This window comes from Myxococcus faecalis, from assembly GCF_050039385.1.
In the GTDB taxonomy this organism is placed as follows: Bacteria; Myxococcota; Myxococcia; order Myxococcales; family Myxococcaceae; genus Myxococcus; species Myxococcus fulvus.
The window spans coordinates 5,890,899-5,915,672 of record NZ_CP144336.1 but is presented as its reverse complement, the minus strand read 5'-3'; the positions used below and the strand labels follow the sequence as shown (position 1 = coordinate 5,915,672).

Sequence of the window (24,774 nt, the reverse complement as noted above, 5' to 3'; positions counted from 1 at the left end):
CATCACGCCGCACGGCGGTCGCCTAGAGTGCGCGGCCGCCCCGTGCCCTTCGCCTACTACGAGAACCTCGACCCCGAGCAGCAGCGCAGCTACCGCATGAGCGACGGGGTGAAGTCCCTGCGGGTGAGGGCCCCCGGGGCGCTGGCGCCGCTCGTCGACGCCGTGCGTGAGACGCTGGCCAGCGGAGCCCGGGCCCCGCTGGAGCGCGCGAGCCGGGCCCTGACGGATGCCCTGTGCGAGCGATTGGACGTGGCCACCGTCCGGGTCCAGGTGCTGGAGGTCCGCCCGTCCTCCGAGGAGGGTGAGCTGCACGGCCTGTACACCTGGGAGGCCGGGCGCCTCCCCCGCCTCCAGGTCTGGATGCGCACCGCGAAGCAGGCGCGCGTCGTGGCCTTCCGCACGTACCTGCGCACGCTGCTGCACGAGCTGTGTCACCACCTGGACTTCCAGCTCCTGGAGCTGCCCCACTCCTTCCACACCGAGGGCTTCTTCGAGCGCGAATCCAGCCTCTTCCACCAGCTGGTGCCCAAGCCCGTCCCGCGCGGCCCGAAGGGGGCTCGGGGATAGGCCCGCGGGAAGGGTGTGGCGGACGACACCCCACCCGGCCGGCGACAGGTTTCTTGCACCGGCGTGACAGAAGTGGGAACGCGCGCCCTGAGCGAGGCTAGATTCCGCCTCCCTATGGCGCATCCGACCGAAGACAAGAACTTCCGCCTTCCCCTCACCGTTCGCCCCCAGCGCTACGCGGCCACGCTGACCCTGGACCTGGAGGCGAAGACCTTCTCTGGTCAGCAGACCGTGGACGTGACGCTGGCGGAGCCCACGCGCGAAATCATCCTCCACGCCATCTCCCTGAAGCTGGGGGACGTGACGTTCCGCGCGAAGGGTGGCGCGTCGCACAAGCCCGCCTCCATCCAGGTCAACGCCGTGAGCGAGACGGTGCGGCTGACCTTCGACGCGCCGCTGCCCCAGGGCGAGGCGCAGCTGGACGTCGCCTGGACGGGCCCCTTCACGGACGGCCTGCGCGGCCTGTACTCGGCGGGCAAGGTGGCGGCCACGCAGTTCGAGGCCGCGGACGCCCGCCGCGTCTTCCCCTCGTTCGACGAGCCGGCCTTCAAGGCGAAGTGGTCGCTGAGCGTCCGCGTGCCCCAGGGCCTCGCGGTGCTGGGCAACGGCCCGGTGGTGAAGGAGGAGCAGGACGGCGCGCTGACGAAGGTGACGTTCCAGGAGACGGAGGTGCTCAGCAGCTACCTCATCGCGCTCGTGGTGGGCCCGCTGGTGGGCACGCCCGTGGAGCACGTGGGCACGGTGCCCGTGCGCACCTGGGCGCTGGAGGAGAAGAAGCACCTGACGCGCTTCGGCCAGGACGTGGCGCTCGCGGTGCTGCCGCGACTCCAAGAATACTTCGACCTGCCGTATGCCTTCACCAAGGTGGACCAGGTGGGCATCCCGGACTTCGAGGCGGGCGCGATGGAGAACGCCGGCCTGATTACCTACCGCGAGGTGGCGCTGCTGCTCGACCCGGCCACCGCGCCGCTGTCGGTGCAGAAGCGCGTGGCGGAGGTGGTGACGCACGAACTGGCGCACCAGTGGTTCGGCAACTGGGTCACCATGGTGTGGTGGGACGACCTGTGGCTCAACGAGGCGTTCGCCACGTGGATTGCCTTCAAGATTGTCGACCAGTGGCGCCCCGAGTGGCGGATGTGGCTGGACTTCGACTCGCACCGCACCAGCGCGCTGTTCCTGGACGCGCTCAAGTCCACGCACCCCATCCACGGCGAAGTGAACAACGCGGGTGAGGCGGGCGAGAGCTTCGACGCGATCACCTACGAGAAGGGCGGCGCGGTGCTGCGCATGATTGAAGGGTTCCTCGGCGAGGGCCCCTTCCGCGACGGCATCCGGCTGTACATGCGCCGGCACGCGCGCGCCAACGCGGTGAAGGAGGATTTGTGGAACGCGCTGGGTGAGGCGGCGAAGCAGCCGGTGGAGGAGCTGGCCACGGCGTGGGTGGGCCAGAGCGGCTTCCCCCTGGTGACGGCGCGCGTGGAGGGCCGCGAGGTGACGCTGTCGCAGGAGCGCTTCTACTCGGAGCCCGGCGTGGCGAGCGCGGAGAAGTGGCCGGTGCCCATGGTGCTCCGGTACGAGGACGCCAGCGGCGTGAAGGAGCAGCGGGTGCTGCTGCGCGACAAGCAGGCCACGGTGAAGCTGGAGGCGGGCTCGGGCGCGGTGAAGTGGCTGTGCGCCAACGCGGGCTCCACGGGCTTCTACCGGGTGGCCTACGACAAGGCGACGCTCGCGGGCCTGTCGGCGAACCTGCACGTGCTGGCGCCGTCGGAGCGCATCTCCCTGCTGGCGGACCAGTGGGCGCTGGTGCGCTCGGGGCGGGCGACGGTGGGAGACATGCTGGACCTGGCCGCGCTGTTCGGGAACGAGGAGGATGACTCGGTCCTGGACGAGCTGGTGGGGCGGCTGGCGTACGTGGAGAGCCGACTGGTGGAGGGCGAGGACCAGGCGCGGGTGCGCGCGTGGGTGGCGCGCCTGTTGGGCCCGGGGCTGGAGAAGCTCGGGTGGCAGGCGCTGGCCGGAGAGACGGACCGGGTGAAGCTGCGGCGCGCGGCGCTGGTGCGCGCGCTGGGCGGTCTGGCGCGGGAGCCGAAGGTGCTCGAGGAGGCGCGGCGGCGGGTGACGTCGATGCTGAAGGGCGAGCGTGACGCGCTGGAGCCCAACCTGCTCGACGCGGCGGTGTCCATGGCGGCGCGCGCGGGGGACTCGGAGCTGTTCGACACCTTCCTGCAGCGGATGCCGAAGGAGCCGGACCCGGCCACGCAGCGCCGGTACCTGATGGCGCTGACGGCGTTCGAGGAGCCCGCGCTGGCCGAGCGTGCGCGCGCGTTGTTCTTCTCGGACACGGTGAAGACGCAGGACGTGGCGAGCTTCGCCACGGGCCTGCTCGCCAACCGCACGGGCCGCGAGTCCTGGTGGGCGCAGATGCGCAAGCAGTGGAAGGACGTGGTCGCCCGCACGGGCGGCGCGCCGATGCTGGTGCGCCGCATCGTGGAGTCGCTGGGCATGCTGCTCACGCGCGAGCACCTGGACGCGGTGAGGACGCTGCTCAAGGAGCAGCCGGTGAACGACGCGCAGCAGGCCACGGCGCAGACGCTGGAGCGGCTGTCGCAGGACGTGGAGCTGCGGGAGCGCTGCGGTCCGGAGGTCAGCGCCTGGCTGAAGCGCCAGCCGTAGCGTGAGCCGCCGTTCGAGAGGCACTCGATGAAGACCACCCTGACACCCAACAGCCTCTCCAGCGTGCGTGAGTCCCTCCGGCGAGCCAACGCCGGGTTCTCACGCACGTACCCGGGGGACTCCCCCCGTCGCCAGCCGGTGCACGTCGTGTACGGCGGCGCGCACCTCTTCCGCGCGGAGGCGGCGCGGAAGCTGGGGGACCTGGCCCTCGGTGCGTTGAAGGACTATGCGCCGGACTCGGCCGAGCTGGCGCACGGGCTGGGGTTGCCCCAGCGAGGGAGGTTCGCCCAGCGCGTGTACGAGCGCGTGGTGGACAAGCTCCAGCGCGAGCCGGTGGAGGACTACCGCATCGACTTCGAGGACGGCTACGGCCACCGCTCCGACGCGGAGGAGGATGGCCACGCCGTGTCCGCGGCGAAGGAGCTGGCGCGGGGGCTCGAGCAGGGGACGTTGCCCCCGTTCATCGGCATCCGGGTGAAGTCGTTCAGCGAGGAGCTGTTCGAGCGGGCGTCGCGCACGCTGGACTTGTTCGTCACGACGTTGTTGGAGCAGAGCGGCGGAAAGGTGCCGCCGTCGTTCGTCGTCACGCTGCCCAAGGTCGCGTTGCCCGAGCAGGTGGCCGCGCTCGCGCGCATCCTGGAGGTGCTGGAGACGGAGCACGGCCTGGAGAAGGGAGCGCTGGGGTTGGAGCTGATGGTGGAGACGCCGCAGGCCCTGTTCGACCGGGAGGGGAAGCTGCACCTGTCGGCGCTGGTGGCCGCGGGGGCGGGGCGATGCTCCAGCGTGCACCTGGGGCTGTATGACTACACGGCGGCGCTCAGTGTGAGCGCGCATGTGCAGAGCATGCTGCACCCGGCCTGCGACTTCCTGCGGGATTTGGTGCAGGTGTCGCTCGCGGGCACGGGCATCCAGATGGCGGACGGCGCGACGAACGTCATGCCGGTGCCTCCGCATCGCAAGCAGGGGGACACGGCGCTCCTGCCCACACAGTTGCGGGAGAACGCGGAGGCGGTGCAGCGGGTGTGGCAGATGTCGTATCGCCACATCCGGCACTCGCTGGAGCGCGGCTGGTATCAGGGGTGGGACTTGCATCCGGCCCAGCTCCCGGTGCGCTACGCGGCCGTGTATGCGTTCTTCCTCGAAGGGCTGGACGCGGCCACGCGGCGGCTCAAGGCCTTCATGGAGAAGGCGGCGCAGGCGACGCTGGTGGGCGACGTGTTCGACGACGCGGCCACGGGACAGGGCCTGCTCAACTTCTTCCTGCGCGGCTCGAGCTGTGGCGCGCTCAGTCAGGAAGAAGTGCTCGCCACGGGGCTCACGCTGGACGAACTGCGCAGCCGCTCGTTCAAGGCCATCGTCGAGTCACGCCGCGCGGGCAGGTGAGACCCACGGGCTCGCCATGACAGCGGGCCCGTGACTCAGGCGCTCGTCGGGCCGGAGCTCGATGAGTCGCCGTTCCCGGGCGGAGGCTCCTCCCGCGCGTTCGCCGCGCGATGCGCCTGGTACAGCGCGAAGTCGATGGCCAATGCCCCCGCGAGGAAGACCAGCGGCCCCAGCCGCAGGGACAGGCCCAGCAGCCCCCACACGGTGATGGCGCCCGCCAGGATGTAGGGCGTCTGGGACGGAATCGCCTCGCGGAGCCGGGGCACGGCGGCCAGCATGGCGAGCGACATCAGCGCCATGACGACCAGCGGCGCCCCGGGCCGAGCACGCCCGGACGTCGCGAACGAGGTGAACGTGTTGGTGATGCCCGGCTGCCACCCGTAACGGGTTTCGATGTACGAGTGCCCCGTGGAGCGACCGGTGCTGTCCACCTCGTGCACGAGGCTGTTGTCGTAGCCGTAGCCACCCAGCGACGTCCACGTCCGCATCCCCGAGCCCCACGTGAGCAGCAGCGACACCGCGCACACGGCCGCGCCGCCGAGCACCCAGCGCTTCAACCGCGCGGCCCCCGGCGCGGGCCGCAGCTCCGGCATCGCGGCGGCCGACGCCTGGAACACGCGCCACTGCACATACCCGAGCACCACCGCGGCCGCGACCCAGACCAGCGGCACCAACCCGAGCCCGAGCGAGAGGAACGCGAAGGTGATGACCAGCGACGTGTAGAGCAACAGGAACGTGGCGGACGCGGCCATCCGCGCGAGCTGCTCCAGGAGCGGAGGAACCGGCCGCCCCGCCGCGCTCCACTCCCGAGCCCCCAGCAGGAGGCTCCCGCCCAGCATCACCACCGACCACGGGATGCCAATCGTCCCGCTGATGAAGGGAAGCCCCGGCAGCAGCACCGCCGCCGCGACGAGCCCCGAGCCGAGCAGCGGCAACGAGCCCCCAGGAAGCCGCTCACGCAGCCGAGGGTCCTCGAGCACCGTGCGCACCGCGCGCCCCGTGGCCTCCGCGGCCCGGCGCGCCGACTCCGCGGCGTCGTCCGGCAACTCGGTCCCACGCGCGGACGCCCCCACGCTCTGCCCACAGGACGGGCACGCGAAGACGCGAGCATCGGAAAGCGGCTGACCGCAGTGCGGACACGACGACATGGGCTCACTCCGGACCAACGGCGTGGGCCTCCCAGCCTAGCGCCTCCGGCCCCGGGCACCACGCACGATGCGAGCCCGGGCGCACGCCCCTCGACCTCACCAGAGCATGTCCTGGTCCTCGCTCACGCCGGGGACGTGCGAGAGCTGGTGTGTCCGCCCCCCCACCGTCACCGTGCCGTCGAAGAAGCCCACCGGCTGGGCGAAGTGGCTGATGATGAGCCGCAGGTTGCGCTCCTCGCGGTGCACGTAGAACGGCGTGAAGCGCAGGTCCACCGCGCCATCCACCGTCGTCATCCGCCACGGCCCGAGCAAATCCTTCGTGTCGTACTCGAACCGCGCGCGCGCCAGCGGATACAGCCGGTCCCCCAGCCAGAAGGCGTTCTCGTTCGCCTCGGTCGCCGTCTCGTTGAAGCCCTCCACGAGGTTCAGCCCCACCGGCGTCCCATCGGCCAGCCGCCCCGCCGCGAACGCCCAGCGCCACGCCGTGTGCCGCGCCAGGTACCCCTGCGTGTAGTCGATGCCGCCCACGCCCCCGTCCAACCGGAAGCGCTTGCCGCCCGCCTCGATGCTGCCGAAGGACAAGAGCCCGTTGCGCTTCATCGTGACGTTGACGAGCCCGTCCCCCTGCACCGGCGCAATCACCGTCAGCGCGGGAGGCCCACCCGCCACCAACATCTCCCCATTCCACTGGAACGTGTTGAGGCTGCCCGTGCGCACGCGGCTGACGTCCACCTCCACCTGGTAGCGCTCGTCCTCCTCGCCCCGACGGATGGCCAGCTTCCCACCCAACGTGCGGAACGACGCGTCGAGCCCCGCGCCGGGCTTGTCCCCCAAGGACACCATGGGCCAGGGAACGCCCAGGAAGCTCACGTCACACAGCGGCTTGCGCTCGCGCAAATCCAACGCCACCGCGAACGCGCTCGCCGAGTACCCCAGGTCCACCACCGCGAAGAGCGCGGCCACCTCCGGCGTCGCCGTGAAGGTGTAGTGCCACCGCTTGCGCTTGAGCAACCGCGTGGTGCGCTCGGGCGCCCAGCGGCCCAGCAACCGGGGCAGGTCCACCTCGGGCAGCTCACCCTGGTACGTGCCGAATCGGGGCTCGCCCTGGGCGGTGGCCACGGAGGCCGGGGCGATGGGCAGGAGGGCTTCTCTCTCGGGTGTCATCACACCCCATTGGAGGCCAACCTCCCGCCGATGTCACCCGGCGTCGGCCAGCCCGCATCCCCAACCGACGCCTCGACGACACTGCCCACACCCGCTCAGGCCCGGCCGAAGACGATTTTCTCTTTCGACAACAACCCCGTGGTCACACGCAGGGCCACCAGCGCCAGCAGAACGCTGGACGCCGCGGCGAGCAGGAAGGGCAGCGGACCCAGCGCCTCGCCCCGCATCACCTCGGCCGCGAGCATCTGCTGGCCCGCCACCGGCACCGCGAACATCCACGTCTGCGTCTGCACCGGCGACATCGCCAGCAACATGCCCGGCAGCGTCGGCACCACCGTCAGCAGGCTGAGGTACGTCTGCGACTCCTTGAACGAGCGCGCATAGGTGGACACCCACAGCTGCACCGCCGAGGCCGCCAGCGTCAGCGGCAGCACCGCCAGCACCATCCCCAGGACGATGGGCAGGTCCATGCGCGCCTTGAGCCCCAGCTCCTCCAGCGGCACCGCGCGCACCACCAATACGAAGCCCACGAGCGACACCAGCACCGTGCTCGCCGCCATCGTCACCGTGGCCAGCCACTTACCGGCCACCAGCGCCCCGCGCGGGGCCGGGTTGAGCAGCAGCGGCTCCAGCGAGCCACGCTCGCGCTCACCCGCCATGGTGTCGCTCGCCACCTGCAGGCCGCCCGTGAAGGTGGCCATCACCAGGAACAGCGGCAGCATGTTGAACAGCGTGGCCGCGGTGCGCTCGGGCGTGGACAGGTCCAGCTCCTCCACGTCCACCGGCATCGCCAGCTCCGGCGCCATGCCGCGCGCGTACAGCCGCTGGTCGCCCACCTGCCGCGAGTAGATCTCCACCATCATCCGCGCACGCTGCACCGACTTGCGGGCCGCCGTGCGCGAGCTGTCCATGATGAGGCTCACGTCCGCGGTGCGCCCGGTGGAGAAGTCCCGGCCGTAGCCCTCCGGCACCACCAGCACCACGTCCAGCACGCCCGTGCGCACGCGCGCCTCGTAGTCCGAGGGCGCCTCCTTCAGCGTCACGCCCTGGCGCTCCAGGAACGCCATCAGGCTGGGCGCGTGCTGCCGGCCCACCACGGGCAGCTCCAGCGGCTTGTCCCGCATCATGTTGGACATGAGCTGGAAGGTCGCCAGGAACACCAGCGGACCGAACACCGCCCACAGGAGCGAGGAGCTGAGCGTGCGTCGGTCCCGGACGTGGTCCGTCAGCTCCTTGCGCAGGACACTGCCCACCAGCCGCTTCATTGCATCAACCCCTGCTCACTGCCGATGGTCGCCACGAAGGCCTCTTCCAGGCTGTCCTTGCCGGTGGCCTGCCGCAGCGCCTCCGGCGTCCCTTCCGCCACCACCCGGCCATGCGCCACCACGACGACGCGCTCGCACAGCGCGGCGACCTCCTGCATGACGTGGCTGGAGAAGACGATGCACCGCCCCTCGTCCCGCAGGCGGCGCAGGAGCGTGCGCACCGCGCGCGTGCTCATCACATCCAGGCCGTTGGTGGGCTCATCCAGCAGCACGTTGCGAGGCCCGTGCACCAGCGCCCGCGCCAGCGCCACCTTCACCCGCTCGCCCTGGCTGAAGCCCTCCACCCGCCGGTCGACGATGTCCTTCATGTCCAGCAGGTCCACCAGCTCGTCCACGCGCTTGTCGAGCGCCGCGCCCGACAGCCCGTGCAGCTCCCCGAAGTAGCGCGCGTGCTCGCGCGCGGTGAGCCGCGGGTACAGGCCCCGGGTGTCCGGCAGCACGCCCAGCCCCCGGCGCGCATCCTCGGGACGCGCCACCACGTCCACGTCGTCCACCACCGCGGTGCCCTTGTCCGGGCGCACCAGCGTGTAGAGCATCCGCAGCGTCGTCGTCTTGCCCGCGCCGTTGGGGCCGAGCAGCCCGGTAATCATCCCGTCCTCGGCGGTGAAGGACACATCCTCCACCGCCGTCACGGCGCCAAACCGCTTGTGCAGATTCGTCGCTCGAATCATCCGCGTCGCGTCCTCAGGGTACCGGTCCGGCGAAGGACGTGAAGAAGGGCGGACGCGCGAGTCCCGCGCCGCACGAGGGCTTCAGCGTGTCCACCCGACCGTCCGCCACCAGGTCCACCATCAGCTTGCGCACGCAGTCGACGCCCAGCGTGTTGTGCCCCACGCCCGGGACCTGCACGTGCAGGCTGTTCTTCAGCGTGCGCTTCGCCTCCTCCGCCCACGCCGGAGGCGTCACCGGGTCCAGCTCTCCGGAGAGCAGCAGCGTGGGCACGTCCGACACCACCGCCTCGCGGAAGCCCGCGGGCAGCGTCGCCCGGGGCCAGCCCTCGCACGCCTTCATCATCTCCAGGCCCATCCCCGCGCCGAACCACGTCCCCTTCGCCTCGCGCTCCACCGCGGCCGTGTCGAGGAACGGGACGTCCTCCGCGCAGATGACCGCCATCTGGAGCCCCCGGCTGAGCGTCTTCTCCATCCGCTCGCCGCGCCCCACGTTCAGCGCCACGAACGGCGCCCAGTCACCTTGGGTCACCCGGTCCAGCATCAGCGGCACCATCGACGAGTCCTCCGCGCTGTAGAGCAGCCCGAACAGCGACCCGACGAAGGCCTGGCGCGTCAGCACGATGTCCTCCGGCACGCCCGTGCGCGGATGGGCCACCCGCACGCGCACCGGCTCCTGGGAGAGCTTCTCCAGCAGGGCCTCCGTGCGCGCGCGCAGCCGGGGGAAGTTCTTCTCGCAGGCCGCGTCCTTCTCGCAGTGGGCCAGCAGCAGGTCCAACGCCCGCTGCGCGTCGCGGGGCATGTACAGCGGCAGGTACAGGCTCATGGGCGCCACGCCGTCCAGGATGGCGGTGCGCACGCGCTGCGGATACTGGCGCATGTACACCAGCGCCGCGCGCGTGCCGTAGGAGCCGCCCCAGAGGTTGAGCTTCTCGTACCCCAGCGCCGCGCGCACCTCGTCCAGGTCCGCCATGGCGATGGGCGTGGTGTACTGCCGCACGTCCGCGTCCCAGCGCTCCCGGCACGCGCGGATGCGCGGCGCCAGGTCGTCGTCTTCGCTGAAGTAGTCGGCCAGCCCGGCGTCCTTCGGGAGGAACTCGCAGTCCAGCGGGCTCGAGTCCCCCGTGCCGCGCATGTCCACCAGCACGATGTCGCGCTGGCGGCGGATGTGCTCCACCGCGCGCAGCACGGCGCCCAGTCGGGTGGCCGCCTGCCCGGGCCCTCCCGCCAGGAACACCAGGGGGTCGGGCTGGGGCTGCGCCGCCAGCGCGGGCACCACCGCCACGCGCAGGGACAGCTTGCGGCCCGTCTTCGCCTCCCGGTTCTCGAAGACCTCCAGCGTGCCGCACTGCGCCTGGGGCGCCAGCCCCTCCAACTGGCAGGGCTCGAGCTTCAAGGTGCGCGCCTGGGGGGACGAACCGCCCCGCGAGCAGGCCGACAGCGCCACGAGCCCGAGGACCCAGGTCAGGCGGCGGAGGATGGAGCAGATGTGGGTGTGGGCCCCGGCCAAGTGTGTCTCCCTGTAGGGTGCGGGCGCACCGACCTTTAACACCTGCCGCCTCCTAGTACACCCGCCCCCGCAAGTGATTGCCTCGACACCGCCCGAGCGTGAATCCCACGCGGGCGCGGCCGTCTGGTGATACGCCCATGCCCACGATGAAACGCTTCGCCCTCGTCCTGTTCGCCCTCTGCTTCACCACCCTCGCCGGCTGCGCTGGCCTGCAGAGCGCGCTGAAGAAGGCCTTCAAGAAGCCCACCCTCACCTTCAAGACGGCGCGGCTGTCCAGCGCGTCGCTCTCCGACGCCACCGTCGACCTGGTCTACGAGGTCAACAACCCCAACGGCTTCGGTCTGGAGCTGGCCTCGGTGGACTACTCGTTCTTCGTCGAGGGCAAGCAGGTGGTGGCCGGCAAGCCTCGCAAGGGCCTGAACCTCAAGGCCAATGGCCGAAGCGAGCTGGTCTTCCCCGCCAACGTGCGCTTCGCGGACATCGTCCCCGTGGTGGAGACCTTCCTCAACAAGGACCGCGCCGCCTACAAGGCCCAGGGCAGCGTCGGCGTGCAGACGCCCATCGGCGTGCTCTCCTTCCCCCTCCAGAAGGAGGGCGCGTTCGACGTCCCCAAGATTCCCCAGGTCGCCTTCCAGCCCCCGCGCATCACCAACATCGGGCTGACCAGCGCCACCGTCGAGTTCCCCCTGGCCATCACCAACCGCAACAGCTTCCCCCTGCCCGTCGCCGGAATCACCGGCGCGCTCAAGGTCGCCGGCGCGGATGTGGGTACGCTGTCCACCGGCAACCTGGGCATGCTCGACGGCAGCGGGACGAAGCAGGTGACGCTGCCGCTCACCATCAACTTCGCCCGGGCCGCCTCCGCCGCCGTGGCGCTGCGCTCGGGGGGCAACGCCAAGCTGAGCCTGGACGGCAAGCTCACCTCGGACTCGCAGTCCGTCCCGCTCAACCTGAGCCAGCTGGTCAACATCGTGAAATGACGCCCGTCCGGGCGCCGGGCGGGCAGGAGCGCACCTGAAGGTTGTCCCAGGGCGTCACAGCCGTTACGGTTGGGCGCCCTTCGTGGGACACACGCCATGCGCCGCATCCTCTTCAAGTCCAAGATCCACCGCGCGACGGTGACCCAGGCCGACCTCGACTACGAGGGCTCGGTCACCATCGACCTGAACCTGCTCCGCGCGGCGGACATCATCGCCAACGAGAAGGTGGCCATCTGGAACGTCACCCAGGGCACGCGCCTGGAGACGTACGCCCTCGAGGGCGAGCCCGGCAGCGGCGTCATCTGCATCAACGGCGCCGCCGCGCACCTCAACAAGCCCGGCGACCTGGTCATCATCGCGACCTTCGCCGAGGTCGAGGACGCCGAGGCCCGCGACTGGAAGCCCAAGGTCGTCTTCGTCGACGCGGCCAACCGCATCGTCCCCGGACAGACGGAAGAGATTCCAGGGCCCGCCCGCCGGATTGCCTGAGGGCAGGCGTCCTCCCGCCGTCGGCTTTCGCCTCCGCGCGCCTTTTGCCATGCTCGCCCCACCTTTTAGAGGGGGGCCCATGGCCCCGGAGGCACCATCACGATGAGGCGGCTGTGGGCGGGAGTCAGCGTGTTCGCGCTGGGACTCTCCGGATGTTCCGGGGTGGGCTCGTTCCGGCCCAACCCCAACGACGAAGACCCTCTCTACGGGGCCATCCCCGTCATCAAGGCGCCGCCCCAGACGCGCTGCGCCGGCCACGGGAAGTCCTCGGTGCGCGGCCACTGCGACGAGGCGCTCTACCTGGCCACCGAGTACACGCGGCGCCTCTCGGTCGGTGACGAGGTCTGCCTGGAGGGGGGCTACGGCGAGGAGCCGGGCTATGCGTGCAAGGCGCGCGCGGCCGTCATCGACACGTCGCCCAACCAGGTGAAGCTGGAGGTGCGCGGGGCGAAGCCGGACTCGCGCTGGTTCAACGCGGAGATGCGCCACGCCTGGTACGAGGAAGGCGCGCTGGTGGACCTCTACCTCGCCGAGCGGGGTTATTAGAGGACCCGGGACAACCCGAGGCGGGAGACACACCTCATGGCCTTCTACGACAGCGTGGCCGAGCGGCTGGCCTTCATGAAGAAGCTGACCCCGGCGGAGCTCAAGAAGCTCGGCGCGGCGCGGCTGTCGGACATCGTCCTGCAGGAGACGAAGCGGGCCCGGGTGCGGGTGGCGGAGCTGGAGAAGCGCTACCCCCGCGCGGACACCCGGGAGCTGGCCCAACGTCTGGTGGACGACAAGAAGAACCTGGCCAGCATGGTGGGCGGCGTCAGCGGCGTCTTCGGCCTGGTGGCGCTGCCCGCGGACCTGCTGTTCATGTCCTATCTGCAGATCATCCTGCTCACGGACGTGGCCACGCTCTACAAGGTGAACCTCAAGAGCGAGCGCGCCCGGGGGGAGATGCTGGACCTGTTCGGCTACGCCAACGGCCTGGGCCCCGTGCAGCGCTCCAGCCCCAAGGTGATGGGGAAGCTGGCCGCGATGGTGCTGGAGAAGGGCGGGATGCACACGCTGGGACGGGCCATGCCGCTGGTCGCCGCGCCCATCACCGCGTACTTCAACAACCAGCACATCCAGCGCGTGGGTGAGCAGGCCGTGCGCTTCTACGAGGGCTTCGACAAGGCCCACGCCAAGGCCAAGGCCCAGCGCCCCCAGCAGGCGGGGTGAGGGTTTCCCCGCGGATCCGGAAATATTCCAACGGGTCCGATATGCCTCCTTCGCCGCCACGTTCACGTCCCCAAGCAGGGGGCGAAAGCCCTCCATTCATGGCGGACGACCGACGGACTCCCAAGGGCCGGTTCGGGGAGACGGTGTCCGCGAGGCGGAGGCACGAAGATGACCGAGCTTTCGGCGGAAGTGCGTGTTCAGGTGGCGCGGTTACGCAACCTGGTCATCGATGTGGCGCGGTGTGGCGCGCTCGCCAGTCCCCTGGGTGCCTTGCCTCACCATGAGCTGGACCCCATGGAGGTCCAGGCCATCTGGTGGCTGAAGGCCGAGAGCCTGCTGCCCGTCAACGTGCTCGCCGACCGCCTGGGCGGCATCGCCCTGCCCCGCCTGAGCCGGCTGCTGGACCGGCTGGAGGATGCCAAGCTCGTGCAGCGCGAGCGCTCGGTGCGGCATGACCGCCGGCGCGTGCGCGTGCGGCTCACCGAGCAGGGACGGGCGCTGGCGGAGAACGCGGACTCGGTGGTGCAGGAGCGCATGGCGCGCCTGTTGATGCCGCTGGGGGGCGAGCAGCGCAGCGCGCTGATGGACTTGCTCGAGGGCTGGGTGGAGGCGCTGGGTTGCTGGAACCGCGCCGAGGAGCAGGCCGCCGAAGAGGCCGAGGCCAACCACCGGGCCCAGGCGCATCGACCTCGACTCGCCGCTGTCGAGGACGTAGGCGTCACTGCCAGCGCGGCCTGAGTTCCTGAGTTTCGTGGACGCCGGCCATCCTGGGTCCGGCGCCTTCCTGTCGCCCCCGAGCGCGAGGCTCGGTGAAGTCCTGGCTCCCTGACGCCCGTCGACCTGAGTGTTCCTCGGCGACGGGGTGACGGGTGAGCGCTCCCAGCGGACCCGCGCCTCGACTGGATGCCAGCCCTCCGCTCACCAACATGGGCATCACGGCATGCGCGATGCTCACGCATCCCGAGATGACGTCTCTTCGCGCGCACGACGTGTGCCCTCCGGACGGACCAGCCCCTGCACTCGTGCAGCGTCGCGGCCAGGGCGACCCACGCGGCCTCCCGATGTGACGCCCTCGCTCCGCGAGCGCTGGACGGTTGCCACTCCAGAGGGAGCAGCCTCCCACATCCACATGAACATCGCCGCCGGGGCACGTGCGCCCTGCATCCCGAGGTGCCGCCCCTCCGCGAGCGTCCGACGGTGACCTCACCGTCCGGAACAAGTCACCTCGCATTCGCGCGAGCAGCGCGGGCACGTCGTGCGCGTGACGCGCGGCGCGGCGGGCCCCCGAGGCCGCGCAAGTCCACCGGCCGCGGGGGCGCACCGCCACCCATCACGGAGTTCGCGGCGCCTCCCAACACACCCCCGCAGCGGGTCCCGACTCGCCCACCCCTCGGACCAGGCCGGAGCCATGTCCAGTAAATGCAACTTGATTACTTTTAGATCTCAGTTGCATATTTGCGGGGTTCGCGGGGACTGACCGGCTGACGCCCTCGTCGGCCGCCGACACGGTCCTGGCGCGGGAGCAGAGCGATGAAGCGAATCATCTGGAGCGTGGGAGTGGCGGGGCTCGCGCTCGCGTGCGTCGCGTCCGCGCTGTTGCGACTCCCCGACCTCCCGACGCCGCCCGTGGAACCCCAGGACTTCCACGTCGAGCCCGCGCGCCGGGAGGAGCCCGTCGTGGCGGCTCCCCAGCCCATGGCGCCCTCGCGCCCCCCGTCCTCCGCGCCCACCCAGCCTCCGCTCCCCGACGAGCCCGAGCCGCTGGAGTTCGAGTCGCCCGACCTCGAGCAGCTCCCACCCGCGCCCTCCGTCCGCGCACGCCGCCCCCTCTCCGAGTCACGCAAGCTGCTCGTCCAGGCCCTGCGCAAGGCCCCCGCCGACCCCAAGGCGCGCCGTGACGCCGTGCTCGCGTCACTGGAGTCCACGGGCGCGAGCCAGGAGCCCTGGACCGCCGGGGCCCGAGAAGCGCTGGACACGTGGCGACAGCGGATGGCGACGAGCATCCAGCCCGTCGAGGCCGAGCCACCGCGCTGCTTCGCCGCGGGCTGCGTCACGCGCGTCACCTTCCCGGACGCGGCCACGCACGACGCGGCCTTCCGCCTCACGCCCGAGCTGCGTCTGCCGGGCAACGCCGCGCACCTGCAACTCCCCGCCGAACACCTCGCCTCGGGCCAGGTCCTGGCCACCTGGGTCGTGCTCCGCCCGGACACGCCCTGAGCCACCGCCCTTCGCAGTCGACACACCCGCCGTACCCACAACAAGGAGAAGTCCCCAGATGAAGCCCCAGTCCCTGCTGCACAAGTCCCTGCTCGCCACCAGCGTCGCGCTCCTGCTCACCGGCTGCGGCACCACCGCCGAGGAGCCGGCCGTCCAGGCCGAGGCGCTGACCACCAGCGAGTCCGCGCTGCTCTTCGGCGCCCTGCCCTCCTGCGACGAGCCGGAGGAGCTCGACGAGGTCATCGAGCACGCGTGCATCCACGCGGAGATGGGACCCTTCGAGCCCGTCACCGCCGCGGCTCTCGGCGCCCCCGTGCTGGTGGACGTCAGCGCGCCCCACACCACGTTCAACATCAGCCTGCCGCGGAGCACGAACTCCTGGGGCTGGGCCGGCCGCGTCTCGTTCCTCCCGGACGAGTCCGGTGAGTTCGCCTTCATGCTGTCGCGCCACCGCGGCCTGCGCATCTACGAGGCGGCCACCGGCACCGAGGTGGCGCGTGAGTGCCGCTACGAAATCCCCGCCGAGGTCTGCGGCGCGCTGAAGACCACCATCCTCGCGGACCTCGAGGCCGACACCGAGTACTACCTGGAGTTCCGCTCCGTGCTGCGCCGCAACGCCTCCTTCTCGCTCATCGTCGAGGAGGCCGGTCACCACCACGAGGAGTAACCCCTCACCGGCGGGTGCCTGGAACCGTTCCGGGCACTTCCGCCCCAGGCAGCGTCGTTCAAGACCTTCTTCCCAGCCCGCCTCTCAATGACATCCACCTCTCGAGCCTTCGTGGAGCGCTCCCCCATGCGCTGGAAACTCCGTGCCCTCCTGGCCACGCTCGCCCTGGCGACCTCCGCCTGCGGTGGCGACGACCCTCCGCCCGAACCCAAGCCCGAGCCCTCGGCGGACCCGTGCGAGCCCCATGGCCACATCCACCGCGAGCCCGAGGGTGACTGGTGTCACTGCAACAAGGGCTACCTGGCCGCGCAGGACGGCCTCTCCTGCGTCGTGGACCCCGACTACGTCCCCAGCGAGGGCTTCGACTTCGGCGACGACGGAGAGCACGCCTGCTGGCACGTCGAAAGCGGACCCTTCGTCACCGTCACCGCCTCCACCACCCGCGACCCTCGCGTCGACGACTTCCACACCTACTACACCGTGAAGCTGCGCGAGGTGGATGGCCAGTACACCGGCACGTTCAGCTACAAGGCCTTCGCCTCCGGCAACTTTGTCGTCTACCTGAGCACCCCGGACGTCCCCGTCACCCTCGTGGAGACCGCCGTCCAGAAGACCGTGACCCCCGCGGGCACCAGGCCCACCGGCGACTTCTGCTCGGGCTTGAAACACATGGTCGGCTACGAGCTGACCGACCGCGTCCAATACACGCTCACGCTCGGCCCCACCTCGCTCACCGAGCTCGGCATGGTCATCGAACACCTCCAGTAACGCGACACGCGATGACTCCCGGAAATCGTACGCGCCGTTATTGCAACTGAGTTACCATTAAGACATGAATACCGGCGCCGTGGCGTGTCTCGGGACGCCGCTCCGGTGCCCGCGCGTCGCGCCCGGCCTTGAAAGGAAATCCCACATGAAGATGCTGAAGCAGACCCTCTGCGGTGCGTTGCTCGGGCTGTCGCTCGCGGCCTGCGGACCGACGGAGGACATGGAGCAGGAGTCGACCGGCCAGGCCGAGCAGCCGCTGGAGGCCGGGTGCGTGTCGGTGGACGACACCCTCATGACGACGCACGCGTGCACCCACGCGAGCAACAGCGGCGACAACGTGAACGTGACGGCCAGCGCCACGCGTGTGGACACGGCGCCGGACATCAGCACGCAGCACAAGCACTACACGCTCACCCTGCCGGCGGGCGCCGAGGGCTCGGTGACGTTCACCCCGACCAACGTGTCCGGGAGCGGCACCGTGGAGTCCGTCGCGTTCTACGTGAACAAGAACGTGGCCCTCACCGTGGTGAACGCCACCACCAGCGCGACGGTGTCGCCGCTCATCAACGAGTCCGTCGCGGAGACGGGCTGCTCGCTCATCAAGGCGCAGGTCTACGACCTCACGCCGGGCACCGAGTACATCGTCGTCTCGGCCACCGCGTCGGGCAACCAGGTGGGCATCGTCCCCGAGTACCTCTACAACAACCGCGACCGCTACTACCGGGACCAGGACGGTGACGGCTACGGCGTGAACACGCCCGTCTACCGCTTCGCCTGTGAGGTCAACAGCGGCTACTCGAAGACGCGCTTCGACTGCGACGACACCAACCCCGCCATCTTCAACTGCTGACAGTCGCTGATTCGTCACAAGGAGTCCGCGTGACTCCCGGCGGGGCACCCCAGACATGCGGGGTGCTCCGCCCTCGTCCTTTGGCTCACCCTCGCGAGGTCACACCCGATGCGCTTCTCCAACGCGGCCACGTTGCTGGCCACCTGCACCCTGCTGGCCCTGACGGGCTGCGACAATGACGACCCCACGCCCACGCCTCCGGATGCAGGCTCGACGACGGACGCGGGCCCCGACGCGGGCGACACCGCGCCGCCCACGGTGACGGGCACCACGCCCGCGGCCGACGCGGTGGACGTGGCGCCCGGCAGCGCCATCACGGTGCGCTTCAGCGAGCCCGTCCAGCGGGACTCGGGCACGGTGCGCGCCGCGGATGGCGACGTCACCCTCTCGCTGGAGACGGGGCACTGGGAGGACGAGGGGCGCACGCTCATCGCGCACCCCACACAACCCCTTCGCGCTGGCGCGAAGGTGGACGTCACGGTGGAGCGCTTCGAGGACCTCGCCGGCAACCGACAGGCGACGGCGTATAGCTTCTCGTTCCAGGTGGGCGCGGACGTCGCGCGGCCCCACGTCGTGACCTCGAATCCGGCGGAGGGCGCCACGGGTGTGCTGCCGGTGCAGACGTACAAGGCCGGCACGAGCACGACGCTGCGACGGCTCGTCACCGTCACGTTCAACGAGAAGATGGACGTCACGGAGGGCCGGGTGACGCTGCGGGACGAGAGCGCGCCCGCCAACGCCCCGCGCTCGCTCACGGGCACCTGGTCCGAGGACGCGCTGACGCTCACCGTCTCGATTCCCCGGCCGGAGTCGGACCTGCCGCCGCTCGAAGAGGAGAGCCGTTACTCGGTGGACCTCACGCTCCTGCGCAACGAGGCAGGCCATGCGCTGGACACCACGCACGCGAGCCTGGGAGACGGGCGGCTCGACTTCACCACGGGCAAGCGCGACGGCGTCACCGAGCACGCCTGTGGCCACGCCCTGCTGGAGGCCCCTGTCGCCGTCACGGCGGGCGCATCCCCCACGGCCATGTATCCCGCGACGGACGCGCCCCACGAGTTCTACGAGCTGACGCTCCCCGCGAACGGCGGCGCGTTCCTCGGCTACTCGGAGGTCGTCTCGGACGAGCGCGACCGGCCGGTCGTCCTGTACCTGAACCAGGACGTGCCCATCGTGGTGCACGACGTGACGGAGGCCGAGACGGTGGTCCCCTCCACCGTGACGCCCGCGCCGCAGGTCTGTCTGCCCGCCATCACCCACACGCTGAAGTTCACCGCGCCCGCCGGTGACCGCTTCCTGCGCCTCACCTACGGCCCGACGCCGCTGGAGAAGTTCACCTTCGTCTTCGAGCGATACTGAAGCGCGCGTCGAAGGACCGAGCGCACCGTGTGGGCCCTGGGTGCGGGCTTCACTCGGTGCGCTTGCGCCGTCTGGACATGATGCGGCTCAGGGCCACCTCGGTGATGCCCAGGTAGGCCGCCACGTCGCGCTGCGGGACGCGGCCGCGCAGGTGCGGGTGCTCCGCCCAGAAGGTGTCCAGCCGCTCCTCCGCGGACAGCTCCAGGAACTCCTGCTCGCGGCGCTCCTTCAACAGGAAGTGCCGCTCGGCGACGCGGCGCGCCACGCGCACCCAGCACGTGTGGCCCTCCTCCAGCGCCTGGAAGTCCTGCGTGCGGAACACCAGCACCCGTGCGGGCTCCAGCGCCTCGATGGACGTCATCGACGGCTGTCGCTGCAACATCTCCGCGTAGGCGCCCAGGAGTTCACCCTCGGCGCGGAACGCCTTCACCGACTCGCCGCCCCGCGCGGAGACGCGCACCAGGCGGAACACGCCCTGGAGCACCACGGCGAAGCGGTCCGCCGGGTCTCCGGGACGCAGGAAGTGGGCCTTGCGCTCCACCGCCTGCTCCCTCGCGAACGACTCGGCGCGCTCCCACTCACTCGGGGGAATGGGGCCGAGCGGGGCGAGCTGCTCGTAGAGCGTCGGGAATCTCACGGGTAGGTGGGACGAGGTTAACCCAGGTTAAGGCGCCCAGCGAGCCGGGCGCCGTACACCCGAGGGCATGTCCATCAACGTCTACGCCATCGCCACGCCCTTCGTCATCGCGCTGGCGCTGGGCGAGTTCATCTACTGCGTGGCGAAGCGCAACGGCTATTACAGCTTCCAGGACTCCATCGCGAGCGTGGGCACCGCGGTCCTCAACCAGTGCGTCAACGTGGCCGTGGCGCTGATGGTGCTGCCCCTGTTCACGCTGCTGGGCGAGCTGTCCCTCTGGCGCATCGACAGCACCTCGCCGTGGGCGCTCGTCGGGCTCTTCCTGGGCGTCGACTTCCTCTTCTACTGGTTCCACCGCTTCGGGCACCGCACCAACATCGGCTGGGCCGCGCACTCGCCCCACCACTCCACCGAGGAGCTCAACTACGCGGTGGCCCTGCGCGCCAGCGTCACCCAGCGGCTGTTCTCGTTCCTGTTCTACTGGCCGCTCGTCGTCATCGGCTTCTCGCCGGAGGCCGTGCTCGCCATGGTGGCCTTCCACCTGGTGCTCCAGTTCATCCCCCACACCCGCGTCATCCCCAAGCTGCCCCGGTGGATTGAGTCCTGGCTCAACACGCCGTCGCACCACCGCGTGCACCACGCGCGCAATGACGTCTACATCGACAAGAACTACGCGGGCTTCCTCATCATCTGGGACAAGCTGTTCGGCACGTACCGGGAGGAGACGGAGGAGTGCTCCTACGGCGTCACCACGCCGCCCAACACCTGGGACCCCACCGTCATCAACTTCCAGTTCTGGGCGAAGCTGTGCAGCGACGCGGTGAAGACGCGCAGCTGGTGGGACAAGCTGCGGCTGTGGGTGATGCCCACCGGCTGGCGCCCCGCGGACCTGCCGGCCCGCGTGGAGACGAAGTGGAACCAGACGGGCGTCGAGGTGAAGTTCCAGTCCACCGAGCTGCCCAACATCCGCGGCTACCTCGTCTTCCAGATGATTGCGTCGATGCCTTTCATGCTGCTGGTCAGCCACCACGCCTCGCCGCTGTCGGGCTGGCAGAAGCTGGTGCTCAGCGTCTTCTTCTGGGGCATGGCCACCGCGTGGGGCGGGATGATGGAGTCCAAGCGCTGGGGGCTGCCGCTGGAGATGGCGCGGGTGTTCGCCATGGGGGGCGCCGTGACGCTGTGGCTCGTCCAGGCGAACGCGCCCATGTCCTGGCGGGCGCTCACCGTGGGCTGGCTCGCGGTGACGCTGGTGTGGCTGAGCATCTCGCGAGTGAGCGGCCGGAGCGCGTCGCCCGTGCCCGGTGGCGCGAGCACCTCATGACGTGAAGCCCGGCTCCCACGCCCCCGAGAAGGCGGTGAAGCGCCGCACGTTGACGGACAACGCGCGGTGCACCTGGGTCTCGGCCGTCACGTCCACCGGGAGCCCCTCGGTGGACGGAGGGAGCCGGTCGAAGTGCGCGCCCTGGAACCACTGATGGGGGCGGACCTCCACGACGAAGAGGCCGTCGTCGTCCAGGTCCGCCTCGATGGGCACGAAGTCCACGCGCTGGAGCTCCACGGGCGGAGGGAAGTCGAGCGCGACGCGGAAGGGGACGCGCTGCTCGCCCCGGAAGGCCGTGCCCTCCATCAGCACGGAGTGCCCCTGCAGCGCCGCGCCCTCGTCGCCGAGTGCCCGAGAGGGCGGCTGGAGCAGCAGGGAGAACGAGCGCGCACGGCCCGCGATGCCGGGAGAGCGCCCGAGCACCCGCGCATCACCCTGGGCGAGCAGGTCGAACACCACCTCGCGGTCCCACTCACCGAGCACCGTGCCTCCGGAGAAGAAGTCTCCGTCGTGCGCGTGGGCCGTGGGAAGGAGCACGTCCATCAGCGAGCGGAGGACACCGCGCGCCTGTTGCTGGAGGGGGGACGCGTTCTCGAAGAGGTAGATGGGTCCCAGCACCATCCGCGCCGAGGTGAGCCGCACGCCCCAGCCCGTGTCCGTGGTGAACTCACCGAGCTGCGTGGCCTCGGGCGCGAGCGCGGTGCGCAGGCCCATGTGGAACACGATGCCGCGACCACCGGTGCCGGAGAGTCCACAGGCTGAGCCACCCGCCGCGAGGGCCGCGCCCAGGCCCAGCGTGAAGGCACGGCGGGACATGCCGCGAGGAAACACGGGCGAGCTCATGGAGAGTCCTCCTCGAAGTCCAGGTACAGCGTGAGGGTGCCGCGAAAGGTGCGCGGAGGCCCGGCGGTGAAGTGCCGCGTGGCGAGCAGCGAGGCGGGCGCATCCGCGCCACGGAAGTTGGAGACGTAGTTGAGCTCCGTCTCACGCCAGCGCGTATCGAGCGCGTTCTCCACGGACACGCCGAACTCCACCCAGCTCCAGCGCGCGCGCGTGGCCACGTCGAAGAGGAAGACGGGCGCGCTGTAGCGGTCGAGCGGGAGCGGCCGAGGCCCCACCGCGCTGTGCCCCAACGCCACGTTCCAGCCCACGCGCTCCCCCGCGAGCGTGACGTCGCCGCGCACCGACGCATCCAGTCGACCCAGCAGCGCCGGGATGTAAGGCATCACCGCGCCATCCCACAGCTTCCACGCGGACGCGCCGGGCGTGGGCAGCGTGGCGCGCGCCCAGGCGATGGAGGCCTGCACGTCCATCCACTCGCTCCACACGAAGCGGCCCGTGGCGAAGGCGCCCAGGCGCTGCGACGCGCCGATGGGTTGATTGCGGCCCAGGCGCTCGTCGAAGACGAAGTCCTGCGACACACGGGTGGCGAAGACAGCGCCGCGTGCCTCCAGGGTGTACGGATGCCCCTCGCCCTCCAGCCGCCAGCCGAGCCCCGTCTCTCCCGAGGCCACCCGCGCATACGGCGCCAGCTCCGCGTCGGACAGCGCGGCCGCGTCACTGGAGCGCGCGCCGAGCCCCGCGCTCGTCATCCACGTGAGCCGGGGCGACAGCTTCACCTCCGCGCTGGCCCGGGGACTGGCGAAGAAGCCATAGGCATCCACGGACTCATCCGTGAGCCGGGGCCCGTCCCGGTCCACCGCGGGACGGTTCAGGTCCTCCACGCCGAACAGGAATGTGTCCAGCCGCAGGCCCGCGCGCAGCGTGAGCCAGGGACGGGGCGAGACACGCAGGGACGCGTAGCCACCCAGGTTCGTGGTGCGCACCTGGTTGTCGTAGAGCGTGGCGTAGGGCGCGCCGCCGCTGTCCCGCAGTCGCCGTGAGCGCGTGCGCACGTCGTCGTAGCGGGCCACGTAGCCCAGCTCCAGCGGACGCGCTTCCCCCAGCAACGTGAGCCCCGGGATGTACCGACCGCGCAGGCCCAGCGTGTTGCCGCGATAGAAGCCCTCCGCCGTGTCGCCTCGCTGGGACTGACCAACGGGCGGGGTGTCCTGCATGAAACCGGTGAAGTTGTCGCGGATGCGCGTCTGGCGCAGCACCACGTACCCCTGCTGCACCAGTCGGCCGCCGCGCTTCAGCCGAGACTGGAGCTCGGCGGAGACGATGTGGCGCTGGCTCGCGCCGCCCTGGTTCTCGTCGTAGAAGCAGAAGAACTGTGAGTCCGCGTCCGGCGCGCAGGGCAGCCGCGAGTCCACCACGTCCGTCTCGCGCACCACACCCGCGGAGGCGAAGCGCGCGCCATAGCTCGTGCCGAGCAACCGCAGCCGGGTGTCATCACCGAGGAGCAGCTCCACCTGCGCCATGGCGCTCGCGTTGGCGAACGAGCGATTCGGCCCGAAGCCGTCGCCCTGACGCAGGAGCAGTCCCACGAAGGTGGCCTCGCTGGACTCGGGCGGGCCCCACACCAGCGCGAGCCGACGCGAGGCGAAGCTGCCATAGCTGACCGACGTGGTGAGCCCCCGGCGCTTCAGCCCGAGCTGGTACTCCACCGTGCCCGCCACGCCGAAGTCTCCCTGGGACGCGTCATAGGGACCTTCCGTCACTCGAAGCGCGTCCACCAGCTCCGGGATGATGAAGTACGTGTCCGCGTAGCCGTGGCCGTGCGCGTGGGAGACCTCATTGAGGGGCACGCCGTTGAGGCGCATCTCCACGTCCTTGCCCTCGCCCGCGTCGAAGCCCCGGATGAACACCGTCTCCGCGTGTCCTTCGCCTCCGTGGTTCGCGAGCATCACGCCGGGCGCGAGCAACATCAGGTCGGAGGCGGAGTTGCGCGGCACGTCCGCGAGCTGCCCCACCTCGATGTGGAAGTCGCCCACCGCGACGGGCGGAGGCGCCGCGGCGACATCGCGGACGGTGGTGGAGAGGACCCGCTCGGAGGACTTCGTCTCCCTTGTGACGCCCTGCTCCCGTAACGAATCCGAACTCTCTGCGTCGTCCGGGGTCGAAGCGCCCTGCGCGGAGCCTGCTTGCGTCGATGACGCGGGGCTCGTCGCCTCGCCTGACGATGCGCCACCAGCCGCCAAGCCCAGGGCGGAAGCTCCCCGTGCCGGGCGTGACGCCGTCGCAGAACCGGGCGCTTCGCCTGGCAACGCAGCGCCAGCCGCCGAGCCTTGGGCCGAAGCCTTCCGCAACGAGCCGGACTCCGCCGCAGAACCGGGCGCATCGCTCGACGATTCTGAGCCAGCCGCCGCGCCTCGCGCCGAAGCATCCCGCGAAGAGCGGGACTCCATCGCGGAACCGGGCGCTTCGCTCGGCGCTTCTGCGCCAGCCGCCGAACCATTCGACGTGGACCGGGCGCCCGTCGATTCGCTCCCTCGCGCCGGCACCGCCGTGGCGGCCATCGCCTCACCATGATGGTGCGCCCCCACGCCACCCGCCGCCTCCGGGACGAAGTGCACCGGCACATCCACCCGCACCTCGAGCGGCGCCTCACCCCGTCGCGCCGGCTGGAAGCGCCACCGCACCGCCGCCTCCATCGCCGCCCGGTCGAACACCCGCCCCGCCGAGGCCTGCACCTCCGCGCGCGACACCTCCCCCGCCTCGTCGATGGTCAGCCGCAACACCACCGTCGCCGGCCGCTCCAGCACCGGCGCATCCACGGGCATCGACGGCGGCGCCGCCTCCACCGGAACCGGCGGTGTGATGGGCACCTCCTCCAGCGCCCCCATCGCACACATCACCAGCATCGCAATCCACACGGCGAGGCCCTCACTCCTGGAACCGGCGGCACCCGCCACCGCGAACGTCGACCGCTCGCAGATACAACGAGCCCGCTT

General features: G+C 70.7%; 22 protein-coding genes. 14 read left to right on the top strand and 8 right to left on the bottom strand.

The genetic code is table 11. The features are described 5' to 3' along the window. The first annotated feature begins 42 nt into the window (after positions 1–42). From VZQ01_RS23730 to VZQ01_RS23720, 3 genes are all read left to right on the top strand, one after another. Positions 43–567, top strand: coding sequence for a hypothetical protein (locus VZQ01_RS23730; RefSeq protein WP_223782818.1), 525 nt, complete (start codon positions 43–45; stop codon positions 565–567). A gap of 114 nt (positions 568–681) precedes the next feature. Next, positions 682–3,240 (top strand): M1 family metallopeptidase, encoded by a 2,559-nt coding sequence (locus VZQ01_RS23725; RefSeq protein WP_426744644.1) that lies wholly within the window; start codon positions 682–684, stop codon positions 3,238–3,240. A gap of 27 nt (positions 3,241–3,267) precedes the next feature. Further along, the gene (locus VZQ01_RS23720; RefSeq protein ID WP_408888906.1) at positions 3,268–4,623 is read left to right on the top strand and encodes a DUF6986 family protein; all 1,356 of its coding nucleotides are present in this window, start codon (positions 3,268–3,270) and stop codon (positions 4,621–4,623) included. 35 nt (positions 4,624–4,658) lie between these two features. Here the strand turns inward: VZQ01_RS23720 and VZQ01_RS23715 are convergent, their stop codons facing one another. From VZQ01_RS23715 to VZQ01_RS23695, 5 genes are all read right to left on the bottom strand, one after another. Then, positions 4,659–5,771, bottom strand: coding sequence for a hypothetical protein (locus tag VZQ01_RS23715; protein WP_426744642.1), 1,113 nt, complete (start codon positions 5,769–5,771; stop codon positions 4,659–4,661). A 96-nt stretch (positions 5,772–5,867) separates the two neighbouring features. Beyond that, positions 5,868–6,935: a DUF2804 domain-containing protein gene (locus tag VZQ01_RS23710; RefSeq protein ID WP_426744640.1), complete on the bottom strand. Its 1,068-nt coding sequence runs from the start codon at positions 6,933–6,935 to the stop codon at positions 5,868–5,870. A 95-nt stretch (positions 6,936–7,030) separates the two neighbouring features. Then, positions 7,031–8,200, bottom strand: a complete 1,170-nt coding sequence (locus VZQ01_RS23705) for an ABC transporter permease (protein ID WP_426744639.1) — start codon at positions 8,198–8,200, stop codon at positions 7,031–7,033. After that, entirely contained in the window at positions 8,197–8,931 is a 735-nt protein-coding gene (locus VZQ01_RS23700) for an ABC transporter ATP-binding protein (RefSeq protein ID WP_223749640.1), read from the bottom strand. The genes VZQ01_RS23705 and VZQ01_RS23700 overlap by 4 nt, the downstream gene beginning before the upstream one ends. A 13-nt stretch (positions 8,932–8,944) precedes the next feature. Beyond that, positions 8,945–10,438, bottom strand: coding sequence for an alpha/beta hydrolase (locus VZQ01_RS23695; RefSeq protein WP_426744636.1), 1,494 nt, complete (start codon positions 10,436–10,438; stop codon positions 8,945–8,947). Positions 10,439–10,575: 137 nt separating this feature from the next. Here VZQ01_RS23695 and VZQ01_RS23690 point away from each other — a divergent pair, with 137 nt between their 5' ends. The 10 genes from VZQ01_RS23690 (at position 10,576) to VZQ01_RS23645 (ending at position 18,980) form a co-directional block, all read left to right on the top strand. Further along, positions 10,576–11,418, top strand: a complete 843-nt coding sequence (locus tag VZQ01_RS23690; RefSeq protein WP_223749638.1) for an LEA/WHy family protein — start codon at positions 10,576–10,578, stop codon at positions 11,416–11,418. Between the two features lie 96 nt (positions 11,419–11,514). After that, positions 11,515–11,907 carry an aspartate 1-decarboxylase gene (gene panD / locus VZQ01_RS23685; protein ID WP_141329993.1) on the top strand — a complete coding sequence of 131 codons (393 nt, stop codon included), beginning with the start codon at positions 11,515–11,517 and terminating at the stop codon, positions 11,905–11,907. Between the two features lie 102 nt (positions 11,908–12,009). After that, positions 12,010–12,453 carry a hypothetical protein gene (locus VZQ01_RS23680; protein WP_223749637.1) on the top strand — a complete coding sequence of 148 codons (444 nt, stop codon included), beginning with the start codon at positions 12,010–12,012 and terminating at the stop codon, positions 12,451–12,453. Positions 12,454–12,489: 36 nt separating this feature from the next. Continuing rightward, positions 12,490–13,119, top strand: a complete 630-nt coding sequence (locus VZQ01_RS23675; RefSeq protein ID WP_223749636.1) for an EcsC family protein — start codon at positions 12,490–12,492, stop codon at positions 13,117–13,119. Between the two features lie 201 nt (positions 13,120–13,320). Beyond that, the gene (locus VZQ01_RS23670; RefSeq protein WP_408888902.1) at positions 13,321–13,857 is read left to right on the top strand and encodes a MarR family winged helix-turn-helix transcriptional regulator; all 537 of its coding nucleotides are present in this window, start codon (positions 13,321–13,323) and stop codon (positions 13,855–13,857) included. 792 nt (positions 13,858–14,649) lie between these two features. Continuing rightward, positions 14,650–15,336 (top strand): hypothetical protein, encoded by a 687-nt coding sequence (locus VZQ01_RS23665; RefSeq protein WP_426744633.1) that lies wholly within the window; start codon positions 14,650–14,652, stop codon positions 15,334–15,336. Positions 15,337–15,394: 58 nt separating this feature from the next. Beyond that, positions 15,395–16,003, top strand: a complete 609-nt coding sequence (locus VZQ01_RS23660; protein ID WP_223782823.1) for a hypothetical protein — start codon at positions 15,395–15,397, stop codon at positions 16,001–16,003. Between the two features lie 126 nt (positions 16,004–16,129). Further along, the gene (locus tag VZQ01_RS23655; protein WP_426744631.1) at positions 16,130–16,771 is read left to right on the top strand and encodes a hypothetical protein; all 642 of its coding nucleotides are present in this window, start codon (positions 16,130–16,132) and stop codon (positions 16,769–16,771) included. Between the two features lie 145 nt (positions 16,772–16,916). Next, a complete protein-coding gene (locus VZQ01_RS23650) occupies positions 16,917–17,621 on the top strand; it encodes a hypothetical protein (protein WP_426744629.1) in 705 nt (234 codons plus the stop codon). A 108-nt stretch (positions 17,622–17,729) separates the two neighbouring features. Next, positions 17,730–18,980, top strand: a complete 1,251-nt coding sequence (locus VZQ01_RS23645; RefSeq protein WP_426744627.1) for an Ig-like domain-containing domain — start codon at positions 17,730–17,732, stop codon at positions 18,978–18,980. Positions 18,981–19,029: 49 nt separating this feature from the next. Here the strand turns inward: VZQ01_RS23645 and VZQ01_RS23640 are convergent, their stop codons facing one another. Continuing rightward, positions 19,030–19,617 carry a Crp/Fnr family transcriptional regulator gene (locus tag VZQ01_RS23640; protein ID WP_074954110.1) on the bottom strand — a complete coding sequence of 196 codons (588 nt, stop codon included), beginning with the start codon at positions 19,615–19,617 and terminating at the stop codon, positions 19,030–19,032. A gap of 67 nt (positions 19,618–19,684) precedes the next feature. Between VZQ01_RS23640 and VZQ01_RS23635 the strand changes: the two genes are divergently transcribed. Further along, positions 19,685–20,938, top strand: coding sequence for a sterol desaturase family protein (locus VZQ01_RS23635; protein ID WP_426744625.1), 1,254 nt, complete (start codon positions 19,685–19,687; stop codon positions 20,936–20,938). On the opposite strand, the gene VZQ01_RS23630 is transcribed toward VZQ01_RS23635, so the two are convergent. Continuing rightward, positions 20,933–21,781: a hypothetical protein gene (locus tag VZQ01_RS23630; RefSeq protein WP_267699144.1), complete on the bottom strand. Its 849-nt coding sequence runs from the start codon at positions 21,779–21,781 to the stop codon at positions 20,933–20,935. The genes VZQ01_RS23635 and VZQ01_RS23630 overlap by 6 nt on opposite strands. Beyond that, entirely contained in the window at positions 21,778–24,696 is a 2,919-nt protein-coding gene (locus VZQ01_RS23625; protein ID WP_426744623.1) for a TonB family protein, read from the bottom strand. Before VZQ01_RS23625 ends, VZQ01_RS23630 begins: the two co-directional genes overlap by 4 nt. Positions 24,697–24,774 lie beyond the last annotated feature (78 nt).

Bases quoted from the DNA above. Each gene is read 5' to 3' on its own strand.
- VZQ01_RS23715 (WP_426744642.1), bottom strand. From the start codon at position 5,771: ATGTCGTCGTGTCCGCACTGCGGTCAGCCGCTTTCCGATGCTCGCGTC.
- VZQ01_RS23700 (WP_223749640.1), bottom strand. From the start codon at position 8,931: ATGATTCGAGCGACGAATCTGCACAAGCGGTTTGGCGCCGTGACGGCG.
- VZQ01_RS23635 (WP_426744625.1), top strand. From the start codon at position 19,685: ATGTCCATCAACGTCTACGCCATCGCCACGCCCTTCGTCATCGCGCTG.
- VZQ01_RS23650 (WP_426744629.1), top strand. From the start codon at position 16,917: ATGAAGATGCTGAAGCAGACCCTCTGCGGTGCGTTGCTCGGGCTGTCG.
- VZQ01_RS23680 (WP_223749637.1), top strand. From the start codon at position 12,010: ATGAGGCGGCTGTGGGCGGGAGTCAGCGTGTTCGCGCTGGGACTCTCC.
- VZQ01_RS23660 (WP_223782823.1), top strand. From the start codon at position 15,395: ATGAAGCCCCAGTCCCTGCTGCACAAGTCCCTGCTCGCCACCAGCGTC.
- VZQ01_RS23665 (WP_426744633.1), top strand. From the start codon at position 14,650: ATGAAGCGAATCATCTGGAGCGTGGGAGTGGCGGGGCTCGCGCTCGCG.
- VZQ01_RS23705 (WP_426744639.1), bottom strand. From the start codon at position 8,200: ATGAAGCGGCTGGTGGGCAGTGTCCTGCGCAAGGAGCTGACGGACCAC.
- VZQ01_RS23725 (WP_426744644.1), top strand. From the start codon at position 682: ATGGCGCATCCGACCGAAGACAAGAACTTCCGCCTTCCCCTCACCGTT.
- VZQ01_RS23630 (WP_267699144.1), bottom strand. From the start codon at position 21,781: ATGAGCTCGCCCGTGTTTCCTCGCGGCATGTCCCGCCGTGCCTTCACG.
- VZQ01_RS23655 (WP_426744631.1), top strand. From the start codon at position 16,130: ATGCGCTGGAAACTCCGTGCCCTCCTGGCCACGCTCGCCCTGGCGACC.
- panD (WP_141329993.1), top strand. From the start codon at position 11,515: ATGCGCCGCATCCTCTTCAAGTCCAAGATCCACCGCGCGACGGTGACC.
- VZQ01_RS23720 (WP_408888906.1), top strand. From the start codon at position 3,268: ATGAAGACCACCCTGACACCCAACAGCCTCTCCAGCGTGCGTGAGTCC.
- VZQ01_RS23690 (WP_223749638.1), top strand. From the start codon at position 10,576: ATGCCCACGATGAAACGCTTCGCCCTCGTCCTGTTCGCCCTCTGCTTC.
- VZQ01_RS23645 (WP_426744627.1), top strand. From the start codon at position 17,730: ATGCGCTTCTCCAACGCGGCCACGTTGCTGGCCACCTGCACCCTGCTG.
- VZQ01_RS23710 (WP_426744640.1), bottom strand. From the start codon at position 6,935: ATGACACCCGAGAGAGAAGCCCTCCTGCCCATCGCCCCGGCCTCCGTG.
- VZQ01_RS23675 (WP_223749636.1), top strand. From the start codon at position 12,490: ATGGCCTTCTACGACAGCGTGGCCGAGCGGCTGGCCTTCATGAAGAAG.